Here is a 21020-nt window from a genome sequence, read left to right on the forward strand (position 1 = left end):
ATATGCCGGGCGCCGGCGCCGATGGGTGCGGCGGCGCCCGCGTCCGGTGCGCGTCAGGCCAGCAGCTTGCGCTCGGTCTTGCCGTACTTGATCGACTTCTCGTCGGGAATCATCAGCCCGGTGTGCTCGTCGCGGCCCTGCAGCAGGAAGCGCGCGTCCGGGTTGCCGATCTGTTCGGACGCGAGCTTGCTGTCCGCGCCGATCTCGCCCTTCTTCATCCGGTTGACGATCACGCCGGCTGCGGTGTCCTTGAAATCGCGCAGCATCCACGCGTCGCCGTCGCTGTCGCCGAACACCAGCAGCGGGCCGTAGCCCTTCTTCGACGCGAGGACGTTGCGGATCCCCACCGTCTTGCCGGGCCCCCAGTTGAAATGCCAGCCGGCCGGATAGGTGCTCGTGTACTTGCCGTCCTGCATGTCGAGCCGCAGGCCGATCACGTTCTCGGGCGCCACGCCGTAGCCGTAGTTCGGGTTGCCGGCGAACACGCGCACGACGTCGTCGAGCGACGCGGTGCTCACGTATACGTCGATGCCGTTCGCGCGCAGCGTATGCATCACCGAGCGGATCTCCTCGTGAATGCGGATGCCGTGGAAATGCGTATCGGCCACCACGCCCGCCTTGCCCGGCAGCGCCTTCGGGCTTTCGTAGCGGACCTTGCGCAGCGCGTCGCCGATGCCGTAGTTGTTCGACGCTTGCGCCATCGCCTGCAGCTCGGCGGTCGTCATGTTCTTGTAGAAGTAGATGATCCACTTGTAGCCGACTTCGAGCGGATGCGTGTCGCAGATCGCGTCGTACATGAAGTACAGCTTCGCGCGGAAGTCCTTGAACTGGTCGGTCTCGCGAATCTCGTCGAGGCTCTTGTCGCCGCCGAAGCCCTGGTAGTTCGCATAGAGCCAGCGGTAGTCGGACTCGACGTCGGCGGCGAGATCCTCCATCGTCACCGGCTTGCCGTCGACGGTCGTGTAGTCCTTCATGAACGCGCCCTTCGGCACGTCCTTCCACATCACGCCGACGAACTCGTCGGGCGTCAGCTTGTATTGCAGATGGTTGATCTGGTACATCAGCAACGCTTCTTCGCAGTCGTTCATGATGCACGTGTTGTCCCAGTCGAACACCGCATACGGGCGGCGCTTGGCGTCGTAGCCCGCGCTCGCGACGCCATGCCGGTCGAGCACCATCTGCAGGCGCGCGGCGTTGAACGGCGACCAGCGGCCGGGGTCCAGCGCGTCCGGCGCGGTCGCGCTCTTCGCGCCGGCCATGCCGGCCTTGAGCATCAGCGGCGTCGCAGCGGTCGCCGCGGCAAGGGTGTTGATGAACTTGCGGCGTTGCATGGTATCTCTCCGTTGAAATGCCGAATCGGCTTCGGCCGCTGCCCCGCGCGACGCGCGACACATCGCCCCCATTCGAGGCCGCAAAGGCGTCGAATGGGGGCGAATGATGTGACGAAATTATTTCGGCAATTTGACAGCGTCGCGCCACGACGCGACGGCGAATTGATCCGGCGCGACATCCGGACGCGTGCGCGGACCTCGCGTGGGGCGCTGCGCCGCGTCCTGGTGCCTCCCGTCCCTACCGCGGTTGCCGGCCGCCGTTCTCGAACCCGAGCGGCGCAGCGCTGCGTGACTTCAAGGCCGGTTACATACACACCGCATTGCGAAGGCTCGAACCGGCGCTCTCATATATGACATGACGCGCCGGCCCGCCGCGCAGAACGGCAACCGGAGCGCGACGAAGGACGACGCCCGCGCCGCGCCACGCCCTGCAACTCGACGGTTCCGGCGGTGCGTGCGCCGAAATGCGTACAATCGCGGCTTCATTTCCCGGAGGTGCCGCGATGGCCATGAAGAAAACCGATCTCGAAAAGAACAAGGCGCTGAAGCTCACGCAAGCGATGAAGCAGTCCGGCTCCGCGCGCTTCGGCAAGGGCGCCGACGAAGCGGCGAAGCTCGATCGCCGCGCGCAGCGCAAGCTCGACCAGGAACAGGGCCTCGTGCCGTTCGCGTGCAAGCTCAACGCCGAACTCGTCGAACAGCTGAAGGCGCGTGCGGCCACCCATCCGAACGGGATGACGGGCCTGCTGTCCGAACTGCTCGTGAACGGCCTCGCGCAGCGCGACGCGTGAGCGCCGCGCGACGCCCAAATAGTCGTTGACAACGCCGTACGACATCGACACACTCGTTCGCATGCCTACGTTCAAGCTCATCGCCATCGCGATTCATTGCTCGGTGAACATTCGAAAGAATGGATCACGGGAGGCGCTTGTGCGTTAGCATCCGAGCAGTACGCATGTCACACGAGGCCTCACCGGAAACGGATGAGGCCTTTTTGTTCTGGTGCGCTTCATTCGTCCGGCCCAACGAATGGAGCAGACGATGGACCAGGCAAGCTTGTTGTTCGACCGTCCCGACTCGCGCCGCGCCGGCGCGATCGCGTTACCGACCGTCGTGATCCGCTTCGCGGTTGCACCGCACACGACACTGACGTGGCGCGCGCCGAGCGATGCGGAAATCCGCGCGCACGGCGCCGCGCTGTGGATCACGCGCCCGCCGAGCGTCGACGACTACTGGGTGCAGCCGGGCGACGTGCTGCGCATCGCGCGCGGCGATCGCATCTGGCTCGGCACCTACGACGGCCGCCCCGCCGAAGCATCGATCACGACCGCATACGTGCGGCGCGGCGACCGCCTCGGACGCACGCTCGCGCGGGTGCGCGGCTGGCTCGCCGCAAGAGGGAGAAGGCGGGACTGACGCTGCGCTGCCGCGCAACGCGTTGACGCGGCGAACGACCGCGTCGGAAAACGAACGCAACCGCGGCGCAATCGGCCGCGGGTGCGCTTCGAGTGGCGCGGCACGCCGCTGCGTGCCGCGCGCGATCGCGCGCCCTGCGCAGCTTTCACATGCAATGCATGCGTCAGGTGCTGGCGGCGAGACGCGGGCCCGTACCGCGGGGTGTGGTGTCGACGTCCGGACGTTGCGCCGCCTGCGAGGTCACCCACGGATCGATGCCCTGCTTTTGCACCTCCTCGAGGAACGACACACGCGTGCGCCAGTAATCCGCTTGTAGTTTCGCATCGATGACGCGCTGTTCGGCCGTGAACAGTTCCATGCGCGCCGTGACGAGCATCGACGCAGCGGTTTTTTCCGGCGTGGGGGCGTGCCGCATCGCCCAACGGCTGATCCAGTTCAACATGCTGACCTCCGTGATGACGGACGAACCCGCATCGGGCTATCGCAACCGGTCGCGCGTGCCCGAACGCGCAACGACCGTTACCGCACTTCGCCGCCTGGCCTGCACGGACTGCGACTCCCCCGCGTCGGCAGCGATCGGCCGGCGTGCGTGCACGGTTCATCTATCGTAGAAAGACTTGCCGGTTAACGCGATGGCGTCTTGCGATCTTTTACACAGAAACCACAGTCGCGCGAGCGGCGCGAAATCGCAGTTGCGCACGCGCCGGCTTCGGAGCAGCATAGCCCGATGTCCGCCGCCGCCCGGCCTGCCGAACGGCCGGCGCGCGCAGTTGCCCGCCCGTTCGGGCGGGCGCGCCCTTGCAGGCGAACCCTCTCTACCGCACGGCGTCGTGCCGTCGCCGTCGTACCCGCCACCGAATCGTTTCCATCGTTTGCGCCCGGCCGCTTCGCCCGAACCGGTAAAATGCGCGCCGCCGTCGCGCGACGTGCATCTGCAACGTGCATCTGCGGCCGTCCGCGCGAACGCGCGCGATCGCGCCCCGCGACTATATCGTCCGAGCTATCCACGCTATTACAATCCGCCGATAGCGTCGCAATAGTGGCTGGTTACAGTACGCCGGCCTCGCGCTGGCTTACAACAATTCGGCACGAACAACAAGCAACACGACAACCCGACCGGAGAAACGCCTTCATGGAATCCATCAAGCGGTATTTCGGCTTCGCTGAAGCCGGCACCGACTTCCGCACCGAAATACTCGCGGGCGTCACCACGTTCCTGACGATGGCCTACATCATCTTCGTCAACCCTGCGATTCTCGGCGACGCCGGCATGCCGAAGGAATCGGTGTTCGTGGCGACCTGCCTCGTCGCGGCGCTTGCGTCGATCATCATGGGCCTGTACGCGAACTATCCGATCGCGTGCGCGCCCGGCATGGGCCTGAACGCGTATTTCGCTTACACCGTCGTCAAGGGCATGGGCTTCACGTGGCAGGCAGCGCTCGGCGCAGTGTTCATCTCCGGCTGCCTGTTCCTGCTCGTCACGCTGTTGCGCGTGCGCGAGGCGATCGTCAACGGCATTCCGAAATCGCTGCGCATCTCGATCACCGCCGGCATCGGCCTGTTCCTCGGCATCATCTCGCTGAAGACGTCCGGCGTGATCGTCGGCAGTCCCGCGACCCTCGTCACGCTCGGCGACCTGCACAAACACGACACGATCCTCGCGATCGTCGGCTTCTTCACGATCGTCACGCTCGACTATCTGCGCGTGCGCGGCGCGATCCTGATCGGCATCATCGGCGTCACGGTCCTGTCGTTCTTCTTCGGCGACAACCAGTTCCATGGCGTGTTCTCCGCCCCGCCGTCGATCGACGCGACGCTGTTCAAGCTCGACATCGGCGCCGCGCTGTCGACCGGCATCATCAACGTGATCCTCGTGTTCTTCCTCGTCGAGCTGTTCGATGCGACCGGCACGCTGATGGGCGTCGCGAACCGCGCCGGCCTGCTCGTCGAAGGCAAGATGGACCGCCTGAACAAGGCGCTGCTCGCCGACAGCACCGCGATCGTCGCGGGCTCGGTGCTCGGCACGTCGTCGACCACCGCGTACATCGAGAGCGCCTCGGGCGTGCAGGCCGGCGGCCGCACGGGCGTGACGGCGATCACCGTCGCCGTGCTGTTCCTCGCCTGCCTGTTCATCGCGCCGCTCGCCGGCGTCGTGCCCGGCTACGCGACGGCGCCCGCGCTGCTGTACGTGTCGTGCCTGATGCTGCGCGAGATGGTCGACGTCCCGTGGGACGACGCGACCGAAGCCGTGCCGGCCGCGCTCACCGCGCTGCTGATGCCGTTCACGTATTCGATCGCGAACGGCGTCGCGTTCGGCTTCATCGCATACGGCGGCCTGAAGCTGCTGACCGGCCAGGCCCGCACGGTCAAGCCGATCGTCTGGATCATCGCGGCCGTGTTCCTGTTCCGCTACTTCTACCTCGGCGGCGAGTGACCCACGCGCCGCGGCGCGACCCACGATGACGCAACGCCACCTTCGGGTGGCGTTTTCGTTGGGGCGCGCATGCGGCGCACGCGCCGCCGCATCACGCGTCTGCCTGCCGAAGCACCCAGCGCGCGAACGTGCGCAGCGGGCCGTCGCCCAATTCGAGCGCTTCGGGCACCACGAGACAGAAGCGCTTGACCACGCCGCGGCCGTCCGGCCAGGGCGCCGCGAGCAAGCCCTGCGCGATCTCGGCTTCCACGTAGAGCCGCGGCACCAGCGCGACGCCAAGCCCGGCCAGCGCCGCGGCGATCAGCATCGAATAAAGATCGTGGCGCGCGCCGGCAGCCGGGTTGTCGACCGGCAATCCCGTCTCCTGCACGTAGGCCGACCACGCGTCGGGCGTCTGCCGCTTGTGCAGGCGCGGCAGCGTGCCGAGCAGCGCGTCCGGGTGCCCGCCCGCGAGCAGCGACGGGCGGCAGACCGGCACCAGCACCTCCTCGCACAACCGATACGTATGCATGCCGGCCCACGCCGGATGCTCGAAATGAATCGCGGCATCGAAGCCGCTGCCGGCGAGCACGAACGGCTCAGCCCGATCGGCCAGATGCACGGTGATGTTCGGATGCTCCGCCTGGAATCCGCCGAGCCGCGGAATCAGCCAACGCGTCGCGAAGGTCGGCGTCACCGCGATGTCGATGCTGCCGCCGTCGCCCGCCTGCCCCATCAGGTACTGGCTGTCGCGCTCGAGCCGGTCCAGCACTTCGCGCACCTGCGCCGCGTAACGCGCGCCGTTCGGCACGACCCGCACGCGGTTGCCGACACGCTCGAACAGCGCCACGCCCAGGAACGCCTCGAGCCGGCCGATCTGCCTGCTGATCGCGCCTTCGGTCAGCGCGAGCTCGTCGGCGGCCCGCGCGAAGCTGCCGTGCCGCGCGGCGGCCTCGAATGCCATCAAGGCCGAGTTGCTCGGAATCCTGCGTCGCGTCACGTTTCCCCCGGTTGGGCCACAGCTTGATCGAATGTCACTGAACGATGACGAATCATCGTTTTTCCACCGTTCGGCGACTCACTATCATGACAAAAACTCAATCAACGAGCCAGCCCGCCGATGCCGACGGCCGCTCGCCACCCGTGGAGAAGTCATGATCTATGCCGTTGAATGCAGCATCGCCGAGCCGGCCGTCGAAGCCGAGTGGAACGACTTCTACAGCCGCGTCAAACTGCCCGCGCTGATCTCCGTGTCGGGCTTTCGCACGTCGCAACGCTTTCGCGCGCTCGGCGGCGACGGCCCCGTCTATCTGGCGCTGCATACGATCGACGCGCCGGACGTGCTGACGTCGGCCGAGTATCGCGCGAAGGGCGGCGGCAATTTCGCACGCTGGCAGCCGCACATCGTCGAGTGGCGCCGCAACGTGTACGACAGCGCCGCGCCCGCGCCGGCCGTCGCCGACGGCCAATGGCTGGCCGTGAGCGACGACGCCGCGCCGTTCGCCCAGGCCGGCATCGCCGCCGCCGCGCTGCATGCGGTCGCGCTGGATCGTCGGCCGGCCCACCGCTGGCTGGCCGTGCTCGATCGCGACGGAGCACGGCTCGCGTCGCACGCAGCCGGCGCGGCGATCCGGCTCTATGCGCCGATCGGCGAGCAGCTCGTCGGCACGCCGGCCACGGCCGCCGCACGCTGACGGGAGCCGGCCATGCCCAGCGTCACGATTTTCATCGCCGAGGCCGGCATGCCGGCGCAGACGTCCCTCGCCGCGCTGTCGTCGGCATGCGACACGCTCTGCACCGACGTGCTGAATGCCGCGCCCGGCACCGTCCACGTCGCGTTCGTGCCAGTGCGGCACGGCTGCGGACACCCGGTCAGCGCGGAGATCCGCTTTCGCCTCGGCCCACTGCGCACCGCCGAATTGATCGATCGATTCATGGCTTCGCTCGACCGCGAAATTCTCTGCCACACCGGCTTGGTCGCGCGCATCCGCTGCTTCGGCCACGACAGCGCCCACCTTCACGCCCGGAACTGACCATGAACCCGTCCATTGCGCGCCCGCCGTTCCCGTGCCGTCAGATCGGCGATTTCTCCGTCATTGCGCTCAGCGACGGCACGCTGAGCGCCGGCCTCGATCTGCTGTCGAACATCGACGTCGACGCGGCCGCGGGCATCATGCAGCGGGCCGGCGTGCCGGCGCCGTCCGACGTCAACATCAACTGCTATGTGATTCGCGGCGGCGGCCGGACCGTGCTGGTCGACGCCGGCGCCGGCGGCTTCCGCAACTGGGGCGGCCTGCTGCCGGCGGCGCTGTCGCAAGCCGGGATCGATGCGCGCGACATCGACACGATCCTGCTGACGCACGCGCATCCCGACCATATCGGCGGCCTGCTCGATGCGCGCGAACAGCCGGCCTTCCCGCGCGCCGAGGTGCTGATTCACGACCGGGAACGGGCGTTCTGGCTGGATCACGACGCATACGAACGCGCCAGCGAGCGCGCACGCGGGAATTTCGAGCTGGCACGGCGCGCGTTCGACGCCTGTCGCGCGCAGCTGCGCACCATCGCAGGCGGCAACGTGCTGCCCGGCATCGCGGCGGTGCCGCTGCCGGGCCACACGCCCGGCCATACCGGCTATCGCGTCGAATCGCGCGGCGAGCGCCTGCTGATCTGGGGCGATCTCGTGCATTTCGCGCCGGTTCAGGTCGCGCACCCCGACGTGTCGATCGCGTTCGACCACGATGCGTCGCTGGCATGCGCGACGCGCGCGGCCACGCTCGCGCACGCCGCTGGGGAGAACCTGATGATCGCGGGCATGCACCTCGCCGATACGGGCTTCGCTCGCATCGCCCGCGCGCACGGCGCGACCGACGGCGCGTATGCGCTGGTCGCGACGGATTGAACGCGATGGAATCCTGACGGGTTCGGGCGGCGCGAACCGGGCGCAATGCGACGCGCGGGTCGCCGCACGCGCGGCGCCGCATGCGCGCCGCGCCGATACGACACGGGCGCCGGAATTCGGCGCCCGCTGCGTCACTACCCGAGCGTGCGGCTCAGCGCCAGTTCGCCTCGTAGAAGCGCACGTAGCCGCTGCGCAGCGTCACGCATTGCGCGCGCGTTTCGGACAAGAGCCGCCGTGCGGCCGCCTCGATGCGCTCGCGATGCTGGTCGTACGCGCCGACCATGTCCTCGAAGCGCGGCGACGCGGCGCCGAAATGGTCTTCCAGCGCTTCGGCCGTGATCTGGCATTTGACGCGCTCGCCATTCACGAGCGCCGTGAATCCGAGCATCAGGTCGCGCCCCGAATATTCGGGCTTCTCGTTCGTGAAATGGATCTGCATGGCGCCGCCCTTCGTCCGGTAGTCAACACGTGACCGCGTCCGTCGTCCGCCACCGGCCGGACGAAAATGGACGCGGGCTCGCCGGCAGGGGCGTCGCCCACGGGCTTGTCGCGCGGACGATGCATGCCGGTTGCATTCCACTTTAGACGGTTTCGCGCAGGAGGCAAATTTTGGGCGTGCGTCGTTCCGACGCGCATTTTCGTCCGACCAGCGCGCCCTGCAGCGGCGTGCGCCGCGCGGCGTCAGTGAGGATCGGTGGGCCAGATGTTGAGCGCGATCGCGGCGGTCGTCGCGCCCACCGCGATTGCGGCCGCCCCGTACCGGACGGCGTCGATCGCGTCGAACAGCAAACCGTGGATCGCGACGCCGATGCCGCCGAGCATGATGAAAGTGGCGATGGCCGCCAGCACGACTCTGAGTTCCGTCCGAACCATGATGGGTCTCCCGAACGGATGCATGTCACGTCGCATGCATGTTGCAATGCGGAACACGGCGCGTGCGTGCTCCACTTCCATCATTGCAGGCGGCCGCGTGAAAGCAAGACGGGTTTATACGCGGCGCGCACAACGCGCGCGGCGCTTGTATGATGAGGCGATATCGATCGCGGCCGCCGGGACGCGCGGGCGCAGCCCGCCAAGCGCAGCCCGGATGGCGCCGCGCAACGCGTCACGGCGGGCCGACCGCGACGCACGGTGCCCCGGCACGCGCTTCGGCGCCGCCCGCGGCCGACAGGAGACGACACATGCCTCAACCTTTCGTGCTGCCCGCCGCCGCGGGCCGCAACGACCTGCTCGCACAGGCGCACGCCCGCTCGACGTCGCTCGGCCTGCGCGCGGACGAGCGCCCCGATTTCTCGCCGCTGTCGCGGCTCGCGCTGCGCGAACTCCTCGACACGAACCATGCGCTGTTCGCCCACGCGCGCCCGGTGATGGAGAACCTGCACGCGCAGATCGCCGACACGCAAAGCCTCGTGCTCCTGACCGATGCCGACGGCGTGATCCTGCACAGCATCGGCGACGCGGACTTCATCGAGAAGGCGAACCGCGTCGCGCTGTGCACCGGCGTGTCGTGGGCCGAAGGCACGCGCGGCACCAACGCGATCGGCACCGCGCTCGCGTCGGGCCAGGCCGTCGCCGTGCACGGCGACGAACACTTCCTGCGCGCGAATCACATCCTCACCTGCTCGTGCGCACCGATCATCGATCCGTTCGGCCGCACGCTCGGCACGCTGGACGTGAGCGGCGATCCGCGCGGCTTCAGCCCGCACACGCTCGCGCTCGTGCGAATGTCCGCGCAGCTGATCGAGAACCATCTGTTCGCGAACCGCTGCGCCGAAGCGCTGCGGCTGCGCTTCCACGCCCACGAGGATTGCGTCGACTCGCTGTTCGCCGGGCTCGTCGCGTTCGACCGCGACGGCGGACTGATCGCCGCGAACCGCAGCGCGCAGTTTCAGCTCGGCGCGACGTTCGATGCGCTGCAGCATCGCGGCTGCGACGCGCTGTTCGGCATGCAGTTCAATCAGCTCGCGCAGCAGGCGGCCCGTGCGCCGGGCGCGCCGTTCCAGTTGACGCTGTCGACCGGCGTGCGCGTGCTCGCGCGCTGCGAATTCGCCGAGGCGCGCAAGACGACCGTCGCCGTCACGCCGCCCGCACCGGCGCCCGTCGCCGCGCGCCCGCGCGCGGTCGACCCCGAGGCGATCACGTTCGCGACGCTCGACACCGGCGATACACGGATGGCTGCCGTGCTCGACCGGGTCGCGAAGATCCGCGGGCGCGACCTGCCGCTGCTGATCCTCGGCCAGACGGGCACCGGCAAGGAATGGCTCGCCCGCGCGCTGCACCAGGCGTCGCCGCGCGCCGACGGCCCGTTCGTCGCCGTCAACTGCGCCGCGCTGCCCGATTCGCTGATCGAGGCCGAGCTGTTCGGCTACGAGGACGGCGCGTTCACCGGCGCGCGCAAGCGCGGCAGCCCCGGCAAGATCGCGCAGGCCGACGGCGGCACGCTGTTTCTCGACGAAATCGGCGACATGCCGCTCGCGCAGCAAGTGCGGCTGATGCGCGTGCTGCAGGAACGCGCGGTGATGCCGCTCGGCGGCGCACGCGCGGTGCCGGTCGACGTGCGCGTGGTGTGCGCGACCCACCGCGACCTGCGCGCGATGATCGCCGAGCGCACGTTCCGCGAAGACCTGTTCTACCGGATCAACGGGCTCGCCGTCACGCTGCCGCCGCTCGCCGCGCGCACCGACCTGCCGGTGCTGGTGGAGCGCATCCTCGCGCGGCTCGCGCACAGCGAGCCGATGCCGACGCGCGTCGCCGCCGACGTCCTCGACGCATTCCTGCGCCACCGCTGGCCCGGCAACCTGCGGCAGATGACCAACGTGCTGCGCACGGCCGGCATGCTCGCCGAAGACGAAGCCGAAATCACGCTCGCGCACCTGCCCGACGATTTCTGGCTCGACTGCGAAGACGCGCCGGCGAGCTCGCCCGCGCCGGCAGGCACGCGCGCGGCAACGACGTTGCAGAGCCACCAGGCCGCGGTGATCGATGCGGTGCTCGCGCGGCACGGCGGCAACGTGTCGGCTGCCGCGCGCGAGCTCGGGCTCGCGCGCAATACCGTCTACCGCTATCTGCGCCGGCACTGAGATCGCGGCCGGCGGCCTGCACGGCGCCGGCCGCGCGCGGCTTCGGGTATGCTTGGGCGCTCGCATCGCATTGCCGCCGCCTGCCGCCCGCCTTCACCATGACCGATCCGGAACGTCCCCCTCTCGTGCGCGTCGAGCCGCTCGGCGCGACGTTCGACGCGCCCGACTCGCTGACGCTGCTCGAAGCCGCCGCGTTCGCGCACGTCAGCCTGCCGCGCTCGTGCCGCAACGGCACGTGCCGCACTTGCCTGTGCCGGATCGTCAGCGGCAGCGTGCGCTACACGATCGAGTGGCCGGGGCTGAGCCGCGACGAGAAGGCCGAAGGCTATACGCTGCCGTGCGTGGCCGTCGCGACGTCGGACCTCGTGCTCGACGTGCCCGACGCCCAAATGATCGAATGAGCGCGGCGCGCGGCCGTGTGCCGCGCCCGCCGCCGCGGCGGCTGCGTGGCATAATCCGCAGCATCGCCTTCCTCCATATGCCGCCGCGCATCGCATGCTGAGTCGTCGTCTCCGCAAGATCGTCAGTCTGATCGGGATGCTCGCCATCCTGATGACGACGCTCGCGCCGACGATCTCACAGGCGCTGACGACGCAACACCGCGTCGACGCGCTGCTCGCCGGTTACTGCACGGCCGGGCCGAGCGATGCCGACCACGGCGACGCTGCGTCGTCGAAGAGCCTGCAGGCCCATCTGCAGGCATGCGGCTATTGCAGCCTGCTCGCGCATACGCCGGCCCTGCCCGCGCCCGAACTGACGTTCGCGGCCAATCTTGCGCCGCTGCGGCACCGCGAAGCGACCCGCTTCGAGAGCCTGCCGCGCGCGCTGCCGCTCACCGTCGCGCAACCGCGCGCGCCACCGTCCGCCGCCTGAAGCACCGTCACCGCGCGTGATGCGTTGGCGCATCGCGCCGTCCGCCTGCGCGCGCCTCGTCGCGCGCGGCGCCAAAACGTTCCTGTTCGACCGTATTGCCTGCCCGCGGCATCGCGCCGTGCGCGCACGCCCGCTTGCGGCATGCGCGCGTGCGAACGCGCGCGGCGACGCGTCGAACGCATCGTTCTCCTCGTCATCTCCGATCGGATCAACCAACATGAAAATCACTTCGTTCGTTCGCGGCGCACTCGTCGTCGCCGGCTTCGTCATCGCGCAGGCTGCTCATGCGCACGCACACCCGAAAACCCTCGACCCCGCCGCCGATGCCACGCTGGCGAGCGCGCCGCACGAGGTCGCGATCGACTTCAGCGAAACGCTCGAACCCGCATTCAGCTCGATCGTGGTCACCGACAGCCACGGCCAGTCGGTCGCCGACGGGAAATCGACGGTCGACGCCGGCAACCGCAAGCGCATGCACGTCGCCCTCGCAAGCCTCGCGGCCGGCACGTACACGGTCGCGTGGGTCGCGGTGGCAAGCGACGGCCATCGCACGCAGGGCCGCTACACGTTCACGGTGAAGTGACGCCGACGATGCCCGCACGGCAACTTCCGATACCCGACAAGGAATGCACTCGATGAAACGCTCGATTCCCGCCAGCCTGCTGTTCGCCCTGCTCGCGCTGCAGGCGCCCGCCACCTTCGCCGCGTCGGCCGTCCAGGCCGATGGCTGCTGGATCCGCACGATGCCGGCGACGGTCCCGTCGTCCGGCTACTTCACGCTGAAGAACGACGGCGACAAGCCGGCCACGCTCACCGGCATCGACACGCCCGCATACGGGATGGCGATGATCCACGAAACGCTGACGGCCGGCAGCTCCGCGAAGATGGTCCACGTCGACGCGGTCGAGGTGCCCGCGCACGGCACGGTCACGTTCAAGCCGAAGAGCTATCACGTGATGCTCGAGGACGCGCGCAAGCCGGTCGCGCCCGGTGCGAAGGTGCCGCTCGCGCTGCACTTCGCCGACGGCTCGACGGTGTCCGTGACCTGCGACGCGAAGGCGCCGTCGTACACCGGCCAGTAACGCCCTATTTCCCGCCCGAAGGAGACCAACATGAGCCACCAACGCCCGACGCTCGCCGACCGGATCGTCCGCTACCGGACGCCGCTGAATCTCGCCGTGCTGATCGTCTGCGGTTTATGGGCGGCGTGGGTCGCGTGGATCACGCGGCCGGCCGCGATCGATTCGCCTGCGTCGATCGTCGCATCCTGCGTGCGCGACACGCGTTGACGCGATGCGCCGGGGTGAGCCGCGCGCAGCCGTGGCATCATGCAGCGATTCACCCCGACCGCAGACCCCGCCTTCCGGAGCGCCGCATGTCCGTTCAGACCTGGATGTTGTTTGCCGCCGCCTATCTCGCGACCACGCTGTCGCCCGGCCCCAACGTGCTGCTGGTGATCCGCAATACGGTGCGCTACGGCTCGCGCGGCACGGCAGCCACGATCGCCGGCAATCTCGTCGCGCAGGGCGCGGTGGTCGGGCTGGTCGCGCTCGGCGTGGGCGCGGTGCTGGCCGCGATGCCGCCGCTGTTCGTCGCGATGAAAGTCGTCGGCGCCGCGTACCTGATCTTCATCGGCATCCGGCAACTGCGCGGCGATCGCCACCGGCGCGCGCCGGACAGCGGCGCGACAAGCGTCGAACCGGATCGCAGCAAGCTGTTCCGTGAAGCGCTGTTCGTGTCGGGCAGCAATCCGAAGACGATGATCTTCCTGTCCGCGTTCATGCCGCAGTTCATCTCGCACGATCAGCCGCTCGCGATGCAGTTCGTCGCGATGTACGCGACGATCGCATGCACCGTCATCGTCGTGCACAGCCTCTATTCGTTCGGCGTGCGCCGGCTTCATCGCGGCTTCGGCGTCAGCCCGTGGCTGCGCGCGGCCAAGCGCGCGAGCGGGCTGCTGTTCGTCGCGCTCGGGATCAAGCTGCTGACGGCGCGGCAAGCTTAAGCGCGAACGCCCGCGCGGGCACCGCGCGCACGACACCGTCAGTCCATCGTTGCAGCCAGCGCGGCGACGATCTGCTCGAACGACGGCCGCGCGTCGACCTCGTCGTTCACGCACGCAGCGGCCAGCGCGCCGAGGGCTTGCGCGGCGGCCCAGGCACGCGGCTCGCATCGCTCCAGCAACTCGCGCAGCAAGTAACCGAACGCGCGGACTTCCAGCCGCTCGAACCGCGCCGCGCGCACGCGGTCGTTCACGTCGTAGAGCGACGCCGCGCCGAAATCGCCGAGCAGCGCGCCGCCTGCCCCGTCGTGCAGGATGTTGTGCGCGTACAGGTCGCCGTGCATGATGCCGCGCGCATGCAGATGCGCGGCGACCGACGCGATGCCGTGTGCGAGCCGCGCTGCGTCGGCCGGCGCGAAGCGCGCATCGGCCGCATAGACGTCGCGCGTACACGATGCGAAGCTCGGCGGCCCGGCGAGATTCGTCAGCGCCGGATCGACCAGCTCCATCACGAGGCCGTGCGCGCCGTCCGGATGACCGCGCAGCTTGCCGATCACCGGAATCATGTTCGGATGGCGGCCCGCGTGCAGGCACGCGGCCATTTCGCAGTCGGGCAGCCCGTCGCTCGTCACCGCGCCCTTGAACAGCTTCACCGCGACCGCGCGCGTCGCGCGGCCCTCCGCACGCCACTGCGCGCGGTAGATCACGCCCGACGCGCCTTCGCCGAGCCGGTGTTCGCATGCGAGCGACGCCCAATCGATCTCGGCCACGCCGGGCTCGGCAGACGCGGCGGCCTCCGGGCCCGCGCCGAGCGGATTGCCGGCGGCCGCGAGCCAAGAAAGGCGCGGCAGGCGCAACAGCCAGTCCGGCAGCGCGTCGAGCCGGTTCGCGGACAGACGCACCAGCTCGAGCGCACGGCACGCCGCCAATTCGGCCGGCAGCGCGCGCAGCCGGTTGCCGGCGAGCATCAGCTTCTGCAGGCGTGAACAGTCGCCGATGTCGGCCGGCAGCGCGTCGATCTCGTTGTCGGTCAGGATCAGCCAGCGCAGCGCACGCGGCAGCGCGCCGCGCGGCACCGTGCGGATCCGGTTCGCCTTGAAGCCGATCATGTCGAGCTGCGGGCACGCGCCGAGCGCTGCGGGAAATTCGGTGAAGCGGTTGCCGGACGCGAACAGGATGCGCAGCCGGTGCAGCCGCGCGAGGTCATCCGGCAGCGTGGACAACGCATTGCCGGACAGATCGAGCACTTCGAGCGTGTCCGCGAGGTCGAAGATCTCGCGCGGGAATTCGGTCAGCCCGCACGCGAGCTTGAGTTCTCGGGCGCCGGACAACTGGCCGGATTGAAGTCGTTCGAGGGTGGTCGTCACGGGAAGAAGCGGGTACGGATGCGATGTTGGGCCGGGCGGACCGACGGATTTTACCGGGATCGCGCACGCCGCCGGCGCAATCGCGTCATACCCCCTTCACAAACGCGCAATGTGACGCTAGAATTGCGCCCCTTGCAGTACCGAAGTGCCGACGTGGTGAAATTGGTAGACACGCTATCTTGAGGGGGTAGTGGCGAAAGCTGTGCGAGTTCGAGTCTCGCCGTCGGCACCAGATACGGTTTTCATCGACCGTGTTTCGGGCATAGGAAAGAAACCGCGACAGCGCAACGCTTCGCGGTTTTTTTATTGGGCGCGCACAACGCGCGGATCGCTCGGCCGCAGCAATCGACGGCAGCGAGCATGCCACGACATCGTTGGCCGATCCCGCTCGGCTCCCCGGCGAGCGATGCTCCCCTCCCCACGCCGTTCCGCTCGGCGCCACAAAACGGACGATCGACCGATGGACGCCATGATCCGACATGGCGATACTTGACCGTCCATCGGCGCGATCCTTGCCGACGATCGACCAACCCAGCGTCGACATGCCGGCCCAGCAGGACCGACGTGCGCCGCCTGCTGCAATTGCGTTCGTACCTCGGGGAGCCCGTTGGATGACGATGCATCCGGAAAGCCCGATCGCCGCCGAACAACTGAAGCTCGTCTACGGCATCGTGACCCTGAGCGTGTGCGGCGGAACGCTGCTGGCCGCGACACTCGTCGTTTCGCTGGAGCGCCTCGGGCGCGTCGATCCGCTGGCCGGCGCCGCGTGGCTGTCGTACATCGTCGCGTGCTCGACGGCGCACGCGTGCCTCGCGTGGCGCTACCACCGCTCGGCCAACCGCGACACGCGCAGATCGCGCTGGGCGGCAGGATTCGTCGCCTGCAGCACGGCGGCCGGGATCGGCTGGGGGTGGTCGTCGATCGAACTGGCGAAGGGACGCGGGTTCGAGGTCGAGAGCCTCGCGGTCACCGCCACGCTCGGGGTAGTGGCCGGCGCCGTGCCGGTCTTCGGCACGTATCTTCCGGCGTTCCTCGCGTTCCTGTTGCCGGCCACCGTCCCATACGTCGTCGCCGCCGCGCTGTCCGACAATCGCGTGCAGCAGGCGACGGCGCCGATGATGTTCCTGTTCGTCTGCGTGATTGCCTATCTCGGCCTGCTCGCCAACCGAAGCGCGGCGCAGAACATTCGCCTGCGCTTTCGTGCGGAACAGCTCGCCCGCGATCTGCGCGCGCGCAACCGGACCGCGAAGCGGCTCGCGGACGACCTGCTGCGCCAGAAGCAGATCGCCGAAGAAGCCAATCTCGCCAAATCGCGCTTTCTCGCCGCCGCGAGCCACGATCTTCGTCAGCCGTCCCACGCGCTGAGCCTGCTGGTCGGCGCGTTGCGCGGCACGAAGACCGACGCGGAGCGGGCGCAGATACTCGTGCAGATCGAGCGTTCGACCGATGCGCTCGACTCGCTGTTCGGCGCGCTGCTCGACGTGTCGCGGCTCGATGCCGGCGTGGTGGACGTGCATCGCAGGCCGGTGCACGTCGACGCGGTGCTCGAACACGCATGCACCGATCACATGCTCGACGCGGCGGCGAAAAACCTGACGCTGACGCGCGTCCCGTGCCGCGCGATCGTCGATACCGATCCGGTGCTGCTCGAGCGCATCGTGCGCAACCTCGTGTCCAACGCGGTGCGCTACACGGATGCCGGCCGGATCGTGGTCGGCTGCCGACGACGCGGCGCACGCGTCGCGATCCAGGTATGGGACACCGGACGCGGGATCGCCGCCGACCAGCTCGAGCTGGTGTTCCAGGAGTATTACCAGGTCGGCAACCCGGAGCGCGACCGCGCAAACGGCCTCGGGCTAGGGCTCGCGATCGTGCGACGGCTGGCCGACCTGCTCGAATGCGAGCTGAAGGTGCGCTCGGCGCCCGGCCGCGGATCGTGCTTCGAAGTGTGGGTGAGCCGCTGCGATCACGCTGCTGCGCAAGCCGACGCATCGGCCGAACCCGCCGACGACGTGTCGCATCACTCGGGGCTCGTCGTCGTCGTGGACGACGAGCTCGCGATCCGCGACGGCATGGCCAGACTGCTCGAACTGTGGGGCTATGAAACGATCGTCTCGGACAGCGGCGACGCTGCGATCGAACGCTTGTCGGCATGCGCGCGCCGCCCCGACCTGCTCGTCTGCGACTTCCGCCTGCGCGGCGCCGAAAACGGGCTGACGGTGATCGAGCGGCTGCGCAGCGAATACAACGACGACATCCCCGCGCTGCTGATCAGCGGCGACACGGCCGCCGACCGCCTCGCCGAAGCCCATGCGAGCCATTGCCTGCTGCTGCACAAGCCGATCCCGAACGGCAAGCTGCGCGCGGCGATCGGCAACCTGATCGCGGCCGGCGTGCGCGCGCGGAGCGGCGAACCGGAGTGAGCCGAACCGCGCGCCGTCGCATCGATGACGCCGGGCACACTCAGGCGCGGCACGCAGATCGATCGAACGACGCGAGTTCGCTCCTCTCGATCCTCAGCGTCATCGACAGCGATGCATTCGCATCGGCCGGGTCGCCCGTCATGCCGAGCCGGAACGTCGCGGTCGCGCAATCCGCCAGCAGTCGTTGCAGCGACAACCACAAGTACGACACGTTCGACTCCCACACTGCGTCACCCGAATCACGAATCCTCGGCATCCGCGCCAAATTGCAGTTCGAATCCGCGCAATCCGGCGGTCCGCCCATCCGGCGATCCGGCCATTGCCGCGATTCTGTTTGGTTGTCGGCGCATCGAATTTGGCCTGCACCGGGACGCCACCACGCAGCGACGATCGCCGGGGATTGGTTACCGGCGCGAGTCAGTCGCGGCGATTCATGCGGCAATGTAAATACGATGTCGCCGCAACGATCGACGTCGCCGAAACAGGCGCGTTGCACGCGCACGATTGCCTGTAAGATCGCACGGCGGAACGCGACCACGACCAGCCATCCGGGCCTTGCACGCAACCTCGGGCCTCGTTCAACCGGCAGCTTTTCCTCCCTTCGGCATCGCGGATTCTCATGAAGATTCTCATCGTCGACGATCATCCGATTCTGCGCGACGGCGTAGCCGCATTGCTGCGTCAAAACGGCGAAGACGTAACGGTCGCGCAAGCCGGCAACGCCGACGATGCGATGCGGATGCTCGATCAATCCGCCGATTTCGACGCGATCGTGCTCGACCTGAAGCTGCCGGGAATGAACGGCCTCGATGCGATCTCCGCGTTTGCCGGCAAGTGCCCGCAACTGCAGATCATCGTGCTGTCCACGTCCGAGGATGCGGCCGACGTGCGGGCCGCCTTCGCGCGCGGCGCGCTCGGCTACGTGCCGAAATCGGCGGGGCCGCATACGGTGCTGTCGGCGATCAGGATGGTGCTCGACGGCGAGCGCTACGTGCCGCCGCTGATGCTCGACGATTCGTCGTCGGCCGCACCGGGCAGCCCGCGTCCTGCGCCGGCGACGCGCAGCGCCGGGCCGCTCACGCAGCGCCAGATCGAGGTGCTGCGATACGTTGCAGAAGGCGTGCCCAACAAGGTGATCGCGGATCGCCTCAATCTGTCCGAGAAGACGGTCAAGGCGCACGTCACGGCGATCTTCAAGGCGCTCAATGTGCTGAACCGTACCCAGGCGGCAGCGGCCGCGCGCAAGGCCGGGCTGCTGTGAGCCGGGATGGGCAGCTCGCGCACGCGCGACAAGCGCCGCGAGATCCGATCGCACCATGTACGCCCCGATGCGGCGGCCGGATTTGCCGGCACACCCGCGCCGGATGGCCTGACGCGCGATGTGCTTGTCGGCGCGCGCCGAGGCCAACATTCGGCACCGACGCGATTCGGCCGCACGTCGCGACGATGATGCACGCGTATGCCGAAACCTGCGGTCCGTGCGGCGCCGCGTGACGGCGTTGCGCCGCGCGGCTACCGCATCAGATTGGTACGCACCTGCGGCATCGTCGCCGTCGCCGCGCCGGTCGCCTGAATCGTTCCCGACGGCGATGCGCCGACCGGCGCGACCAGCGCAACGCCGTCGAGCGTGTTGCCGGCCACGACGATCCGGCCGGCCGGGCAGCCGCGCGACAGCAACGACACCGGCGCTTGCGCGATCGACGCGAACGCGTTGTTTGCCGCCTCGAACGCGCACACGTTCCCCAGCGCGCGGAACCCGGTGTAGCCGGACCCGGTCACGCGATTGCGCGTGACGACGACGTACGACACCGTGCCCGACCACGTATCGAGCTCGAGTGCGCCCTGTTGCGTCGGCAACAGTCCGTTGTCGACGTTCGCGTTCTGGACGTTCGACACGACGTTGTTGTCGACGACGACGTTCGAGACGCCGTAGGTGCGCCAGCTGTCCTCCTGCGCGACCAGAATGCCGGCCGCCTTCTGCACGCCGTCGACCGTATTGTTCGAGATCGTCACCGCCTGGCCGCCGACGACGGCGATTCCGCGCCCCCAGTAGTTTCCCGATACGGTGTTGTGGTCGATCAGCACGTTGTTGCTCACGCGGCCGTCGGACAGATAGCTGACGACGGCGATCAGGTCGTCGCCGGTGCCCGTCACCGTGTTGCCCTGCACCAGCACGTTGGCTGCGCCGTCGGTCATGTGGATGCCGTCGGCAAGCGTCGCGCGCACCGTATTGCCGACGATCGCGACGTTGCGGCCGCCGAACACGAAGATGCCCGCGCTCGCGCCGCCCTGCACCGTCACGCCGAGCACCTGAACGCCGGTGCCGGTCACTTCGACCTTGGTCGACGCCGGTGTCGCGAGGCGCGTCGTGCCGGCGCCGATCAGCGTGACGCCGACCAGCGTCGAATCGGCGCCGCTCATCACGATCGTCTGGTCGGCCGGATTCGTCGCCGCGAGCGTCGCGCCGTAGCCCGACACGACGACACCCGACATCGCAACCGACAGCGACCGGCTGACCGTATAGCGTCCCGGCGAAAGTATCAGCGTTTGCCCGGCCTGCAATGCATTGAGCGCCGTCTGCAGCGCGTCGGCCTGGTCGCTGCCGTCGACGGCCGGCTTGACGATCACGGGCGGCAGCGTAGCCGATGCGGCCGGTCGCACGCGCGATGCGCGGGATGGGTGGAACGCGTGCGACGGCGCGGTATACGTGAGCGTCGCCGCGTGGACCGGAACCGGCGCATGGCCGGCGCTGCATGCCAGCGCGGCGAGCGCGGCACTGACGATCCGAAGTGACCTGTTCATGCTGACCCCTCGTTGCCCATCCGCCCGCAGCGGCATCCGATGCGGCGGCATCCGGCCCGATGAGGTCGGCGGTCGACGGCGAGCCGGCGCGACCGAGGTCGGCCAGCGGGACGGAACGGGTTCGTGCGAAAACAGTTGGGTGGCGCATCGCTTGACGTCGTCACCCGCGCTTCCACCGAAACAGGCGCGCTCCCCCCGAACGCGGCCCGATGGTCGACGGTCCCCGGTAGCCAGCTACCGTCGAACGACGTGCGAAGGCCGTTGCATGAGCGACGCGGGATGGTGGGCGGCCCTGTCGACCCGCGCATCGGGTCGCTCGATTCGAAGTCTATTTCGCGATCGACGCGTGTAAATGCGACAGAAGGCGCGCGACGTCGTAAGACGGTCGCGGGGCAGCAGCGCGCCTGCACGCGA

The 21020-nt window shown here is 68.7% G+C and carries 23 protein-coding genes and 1 tRNA gene; 16 read left to right on the forward strand and 8 right to left on the reverse strand.

Annotation, left to right across the window (positions count from 1 at the left end; genetic code table 11):
* Positions 1-53 precede the first annotated feature (53 nt).
* Positions 54-1331: a haloacid dehalogenase-like hydrolase gene (locus tag C3Y15_RS03285; protein WP_069246431.1), complete on the reverse strand. Its 1278-nt coding sequence runs from the start codon at positions 1329-1331 to the stop codon at positions 54-56.
* A 503-nt stretch (positions 1332-1834) separates the two neighbouring features.
* On the opposite strand from C3Y15_RS03285, the gene C3Y15_RS03290 reads away from it, so the two are divergent.
* Together C3Y15_RS03290 and C3Y15_RS03295 are read left to right on the forward strand one after the other, a co-directional pair.
* Positions 1835-2122, forward strand: a complete 288-nt coding sequence (locus tag C3Y15_RS03290; protein ID WP_011880696.1) for a hypothetical protein — start codon at positions 1835-1837, stop codon at positions 2120-2122.
* Between the two features lie 250 nt (positions 2123-2372).
* Positions 2373-2747 (forward strand): DUF2917 domain-containing protein, encoded by a 375-nt coding sequence (locus C3Y15_RS03295; RefSeq protein ID WP_059739105.1) that lies wholly within the window; start codon positions 2373-2375, stop codon positions 2745-2747.
* Between the two features lie 163 nt (positions 2748-2910).
* On the opposite strand, the gene C3Y15_RS03300 is transcribed toward C3Y15_RS03295, so the two are convergent.
* Positions 2911-3189, reverse strand: a complete 279-nt coding sequence (locus C3Y15_RS03300) for a hypothetical protein (protein WP_011880698.1) — start codon at positions 3187-3189, stop codon at positions 2911-2913.
* Between the two features lie 690 nt (positions 3190-3879).
* On the opposite strand from C3Y15_RS03300, the gene C3Y15_RS03310 reads away from it, so the two are divergent.
* Positions 3880-5181 (forward strand): NCS2 family permease, encoded by a 1302-nt coding sequence (locus tag C3Y15_RS03310; RefSeq protein WP_011880699.1) that lies wholly within the window; start codon positions 3880-3882, stop codon positions 5179-5181.
* A 91-nt stretch (positions 5182-5272) separates the two neighbouring features.
* On the opposite strand, the gene C3Y15_RS03315 is transcribed toward C3Y15_RS03310, so the two are convergent.
* Positions 5273-6124, reverse strand: coding sequence for a LysR substrate-binding domain-containing protein (locus C3Y15_RS03315; protein ID WP_059607089.1), 852 nt, complete (start codon positions 6122-6124; stop codon positions 5273-5275).
* Positions 6125-6314: 190 nt separating this feature from the next.
* Between C3Y15_RS03315 and C3Y15_RS03320 the strand changes: the two genes are divergently transcribed.
* From C3Y15_RS03320 to C3Y15_RS03330, 3 genes are read left to right on the forward strand one after another with little or no spacing between them, the layout of a single operon-like run.
* On the forward strand, positions 6315-6854 hold the full coding sequence (locus C3Y15_RS03320) for a hypothetical protein (protein ID WP_011880701.1): 540 nt from the start codon (positions 6315-6317) through the stop codon (positions 6852-6854).
* A gap of 12 nt (positions 6855-6866) precedes the next feature.
* Positions 6867-7193: a hypothetical protein gene (locus C3Y15_RS03325; RefSeq protein WP_060122692.1), complete on the forward strand. Its 327-nt coding sequence runs from the start codon at positions 6867-6869 to the stop codon at positions 7191-7193.
* Positions 7194-7195: 2 nt separating this feature from the next.
* Positions 7196-8059, forward strand: coding sequence for an MBL fold metallo-hydrolase (locus C3Y15_RS03330; RefSeq protein ID WP_011880703.1), 864 nt, complete (start codon positions 7196-7198; stop codon positions 8057-8059).
* Between the two features lie 151 nt (positions 8060-8210).
* Here C3Y15_RS03330 and C3Y15_RS03335 read toward each other — a convergent pair whose 3' ends face one another.
* Together C3Y15_RS03335 and C3Y15_RS32590 are read right to left on the reverse strand one after the other, a co-directional pair.
* A complete protein-coding gene (locus tag C3Y15_RS03335; protein WP_011880704.1) occupies positions 8211-8498 on the reverse strand; it encodes a DUF1488 domain-containing protein in 288 nt (95 codons plus the stop codon).
* A 242-nt stretch (positions 8499-8740) separates the two neighbouring features.
* Positions 8741-9016: a DUF2964 family protein gene (locus C3Y15_RS32590; RefSeq protein WP_226184110.1), complete on the reverse strand. Its 276-nt coding sequence runs from the start codon at positions 9014-9016 to the stop codon at positions 8741-8743.
* Between the two features lie 224 nt (positions 9017-9240).
* Between C3Y15_RS32590 and C3Y15_RS03345 the strand changes: the two genes are divergently transcribed.
* The 7 genes from C3Y15_RS03345 to C3Y15_RS03370 all read left to right on the forward strand — a co-directional run bounded on the left by C3Y15_RS03345 (position 9241) and on the right by C3Y15_RS03370 (position 14017).
* Positions 9241-11139, forward strand: a complete 1899-nt coding sequence (locus C3Y15_RS03345; protein ID WP_069246430.1) for a sigma-54-dependent Fis family transcriptional regulator — start codon at positions 9241-9243, stop codon at positions 11137-11139.
* A gap of 98 nt (positions 11140-11237) precedes the next feature.
* Complete coding sequence (locus C3Y15_RS03350; protein WP_034195467.1) at positions 11238-11540, forward strand: 2Fe-2S iron-sulfur cluster-binding protein; 303 nt, start codon at positions 11238-11240, stop codon at positions 11538-11540.
* A 94-nt stretch (positions 11541-11634) separates the two neighbouring features.
* On the forward strand, positions 11635-12012 hold the full coding sequence (locus C3Y15_RS03355) for a DUF2946 domain-containing protein (RefSeq protein ID WP_034195468.1): 378 nt from the start codon (positions 11635-11637) through the stop codon (positions 12010-12012).
* A gap of 217 nt (positions 12013-12229) precedes the next feature.
* Positions 12230-12595 (forward strand): copper homeostasis periplasmic binding protein CopC, encoded by a 366-nt coding sequence (copC, locus tag C3Y15_RS03360; RefSeq protein ID WP_011880709.1) that lies wholly within the window; start codon positions 12230-12232, stop codon positions 12593-12595.
* Between the two features lie 52 nt (positions 12596-12647).
* Positions 12648-13094: a copper chaperone PCu(A)C gene (locus C3Y15_RS03365; RefSeq protein ID WP_011880710.1), complete on the forward strand. Its 447-nt coding sequence runs from the start codon at positions 12648-12650 to the stop codon at positions 13092-13094.
* A gap of 30 nt (positions 13095-13124) precedes the next feature.
* Positions 13125-13301, forward strand: coding sequence for a hypothetical protein (locus C3Y15_RS31630; protein WP_011880711.1), 177 nt, complete (start codon positions 13125-13127; stop codon positions 13299-13301).
* A gap of 86 nt (positions 13302-13387) precedes the next feature.
* The gene (locus tag C3Y15_RS03370) at positions 13388-14017 is read left to right on the forward strand and encodes a LysE family translocator (protein ID WP_069240423.1); all 630 of its coding nucleotides are present in this window, start codon (positions 13388-13390) and stop codon (positions 14015-14017) included.
* 38 nt (positions 14018-14055) lie between these two features.
* Here C3Y15_RS03370 and C3Y15_RS03375 read toward each other — a convergent pair whose 3' ends face one another.
* Complete coding sequence (locus C3Y15_RS03375; protein ID WP_014723930.1) at positions 14056-15381, reverse strand: leucine-rich repeat-containing protein kinase family protein; 1326 nt, start codon at positions 15379-15381, stop codon at positions 14056-14058.
* A gap of 147 nt (positions 15382-15528) precedes the next feature.
* On the opposite strand from C3Y15_RS03375, the gene C3Y15_RS03380 reads away from it, so the two are divergent.
* Positions 15529-15613: transfer RNA gene (locus tag C3Y15_RS03380), tRNA-Leu, on the forward strand.
* 379 nt (positions 15614-15992) lie between these two features.
* The gene (locus C3Y15_RS03385; protein WP_011880714.1) at positions 15993-17804 is read left to right on the forward strand and encodes an ATP-binding protein; all 1812 of its coding nucleotides are present in this window, start codon (positions 15993-15995) and stop codon (positions 17802-17804) included.
* A gap of 40 nt (positions 17805-17844) precedes the next feature.
* On the opposite strand, the gene C3Y15_RS03390 is transcribed toward C3Y15_RS03385, so the two are convergent.
* Positions 17845-18450, reverse strand: a complete 606-nt coding sequence (locus C3Y15_RS03390) for a flagellar transcriptional regulator FlhD (RefSeq protein ID WP_124259672.1) — start codon at positions 18448-18450, stop codon at positions 17845-17847.
* Between C3Y15_RS03390 and C3Y15_RS03395 the strand changes: the two genes are divergently transcribed.
* Positions 18424-19065 carry a response regulator transcription factor gene (locus C3Y15_RS03395; protein ID WP_011880715.1) on the forward strand — a complete coding sequence of 214 codons (642 nt, stop codon included), beginning with the start codon at positions 18424-18426 and terminating at the stop codon, positions 19063-19065. The genes C3Y15_RS03390 and C3Y15_RS03395 overlap by 27 nt on opposite strands.
* 251 nt (positions 19066-19316) lie before the next feature.
* Here C3Y15_RS03395 and C3Y15_RS03400 read toward each other — a convergent pair whose 3' ends face one another.
* Positions 19317-20606 (reverse strand): right-handed parallel beta-helix repeat-containing protein, encoded by a 1290-nt coding sequence (locus C3Y15_RS03400; protein WP_059568722.1) that lies wholly within the window; start codon positions 20604-20606, stop codon positions 19317-19319.
* Positions 20607-21020 lie beyond the last annotated feature (414 nt).

It is taken from the genome of Burkholderia sp. B10 (assembly GCF_004368385.1).
Classification (GTDB): domain Bacteria; phylum Pseudomonadota; class Gammaproteobacteria; order Burkholderiales; family Burkholderiaceae; genus Burkholderia; species Burkholderia vietnamiensis.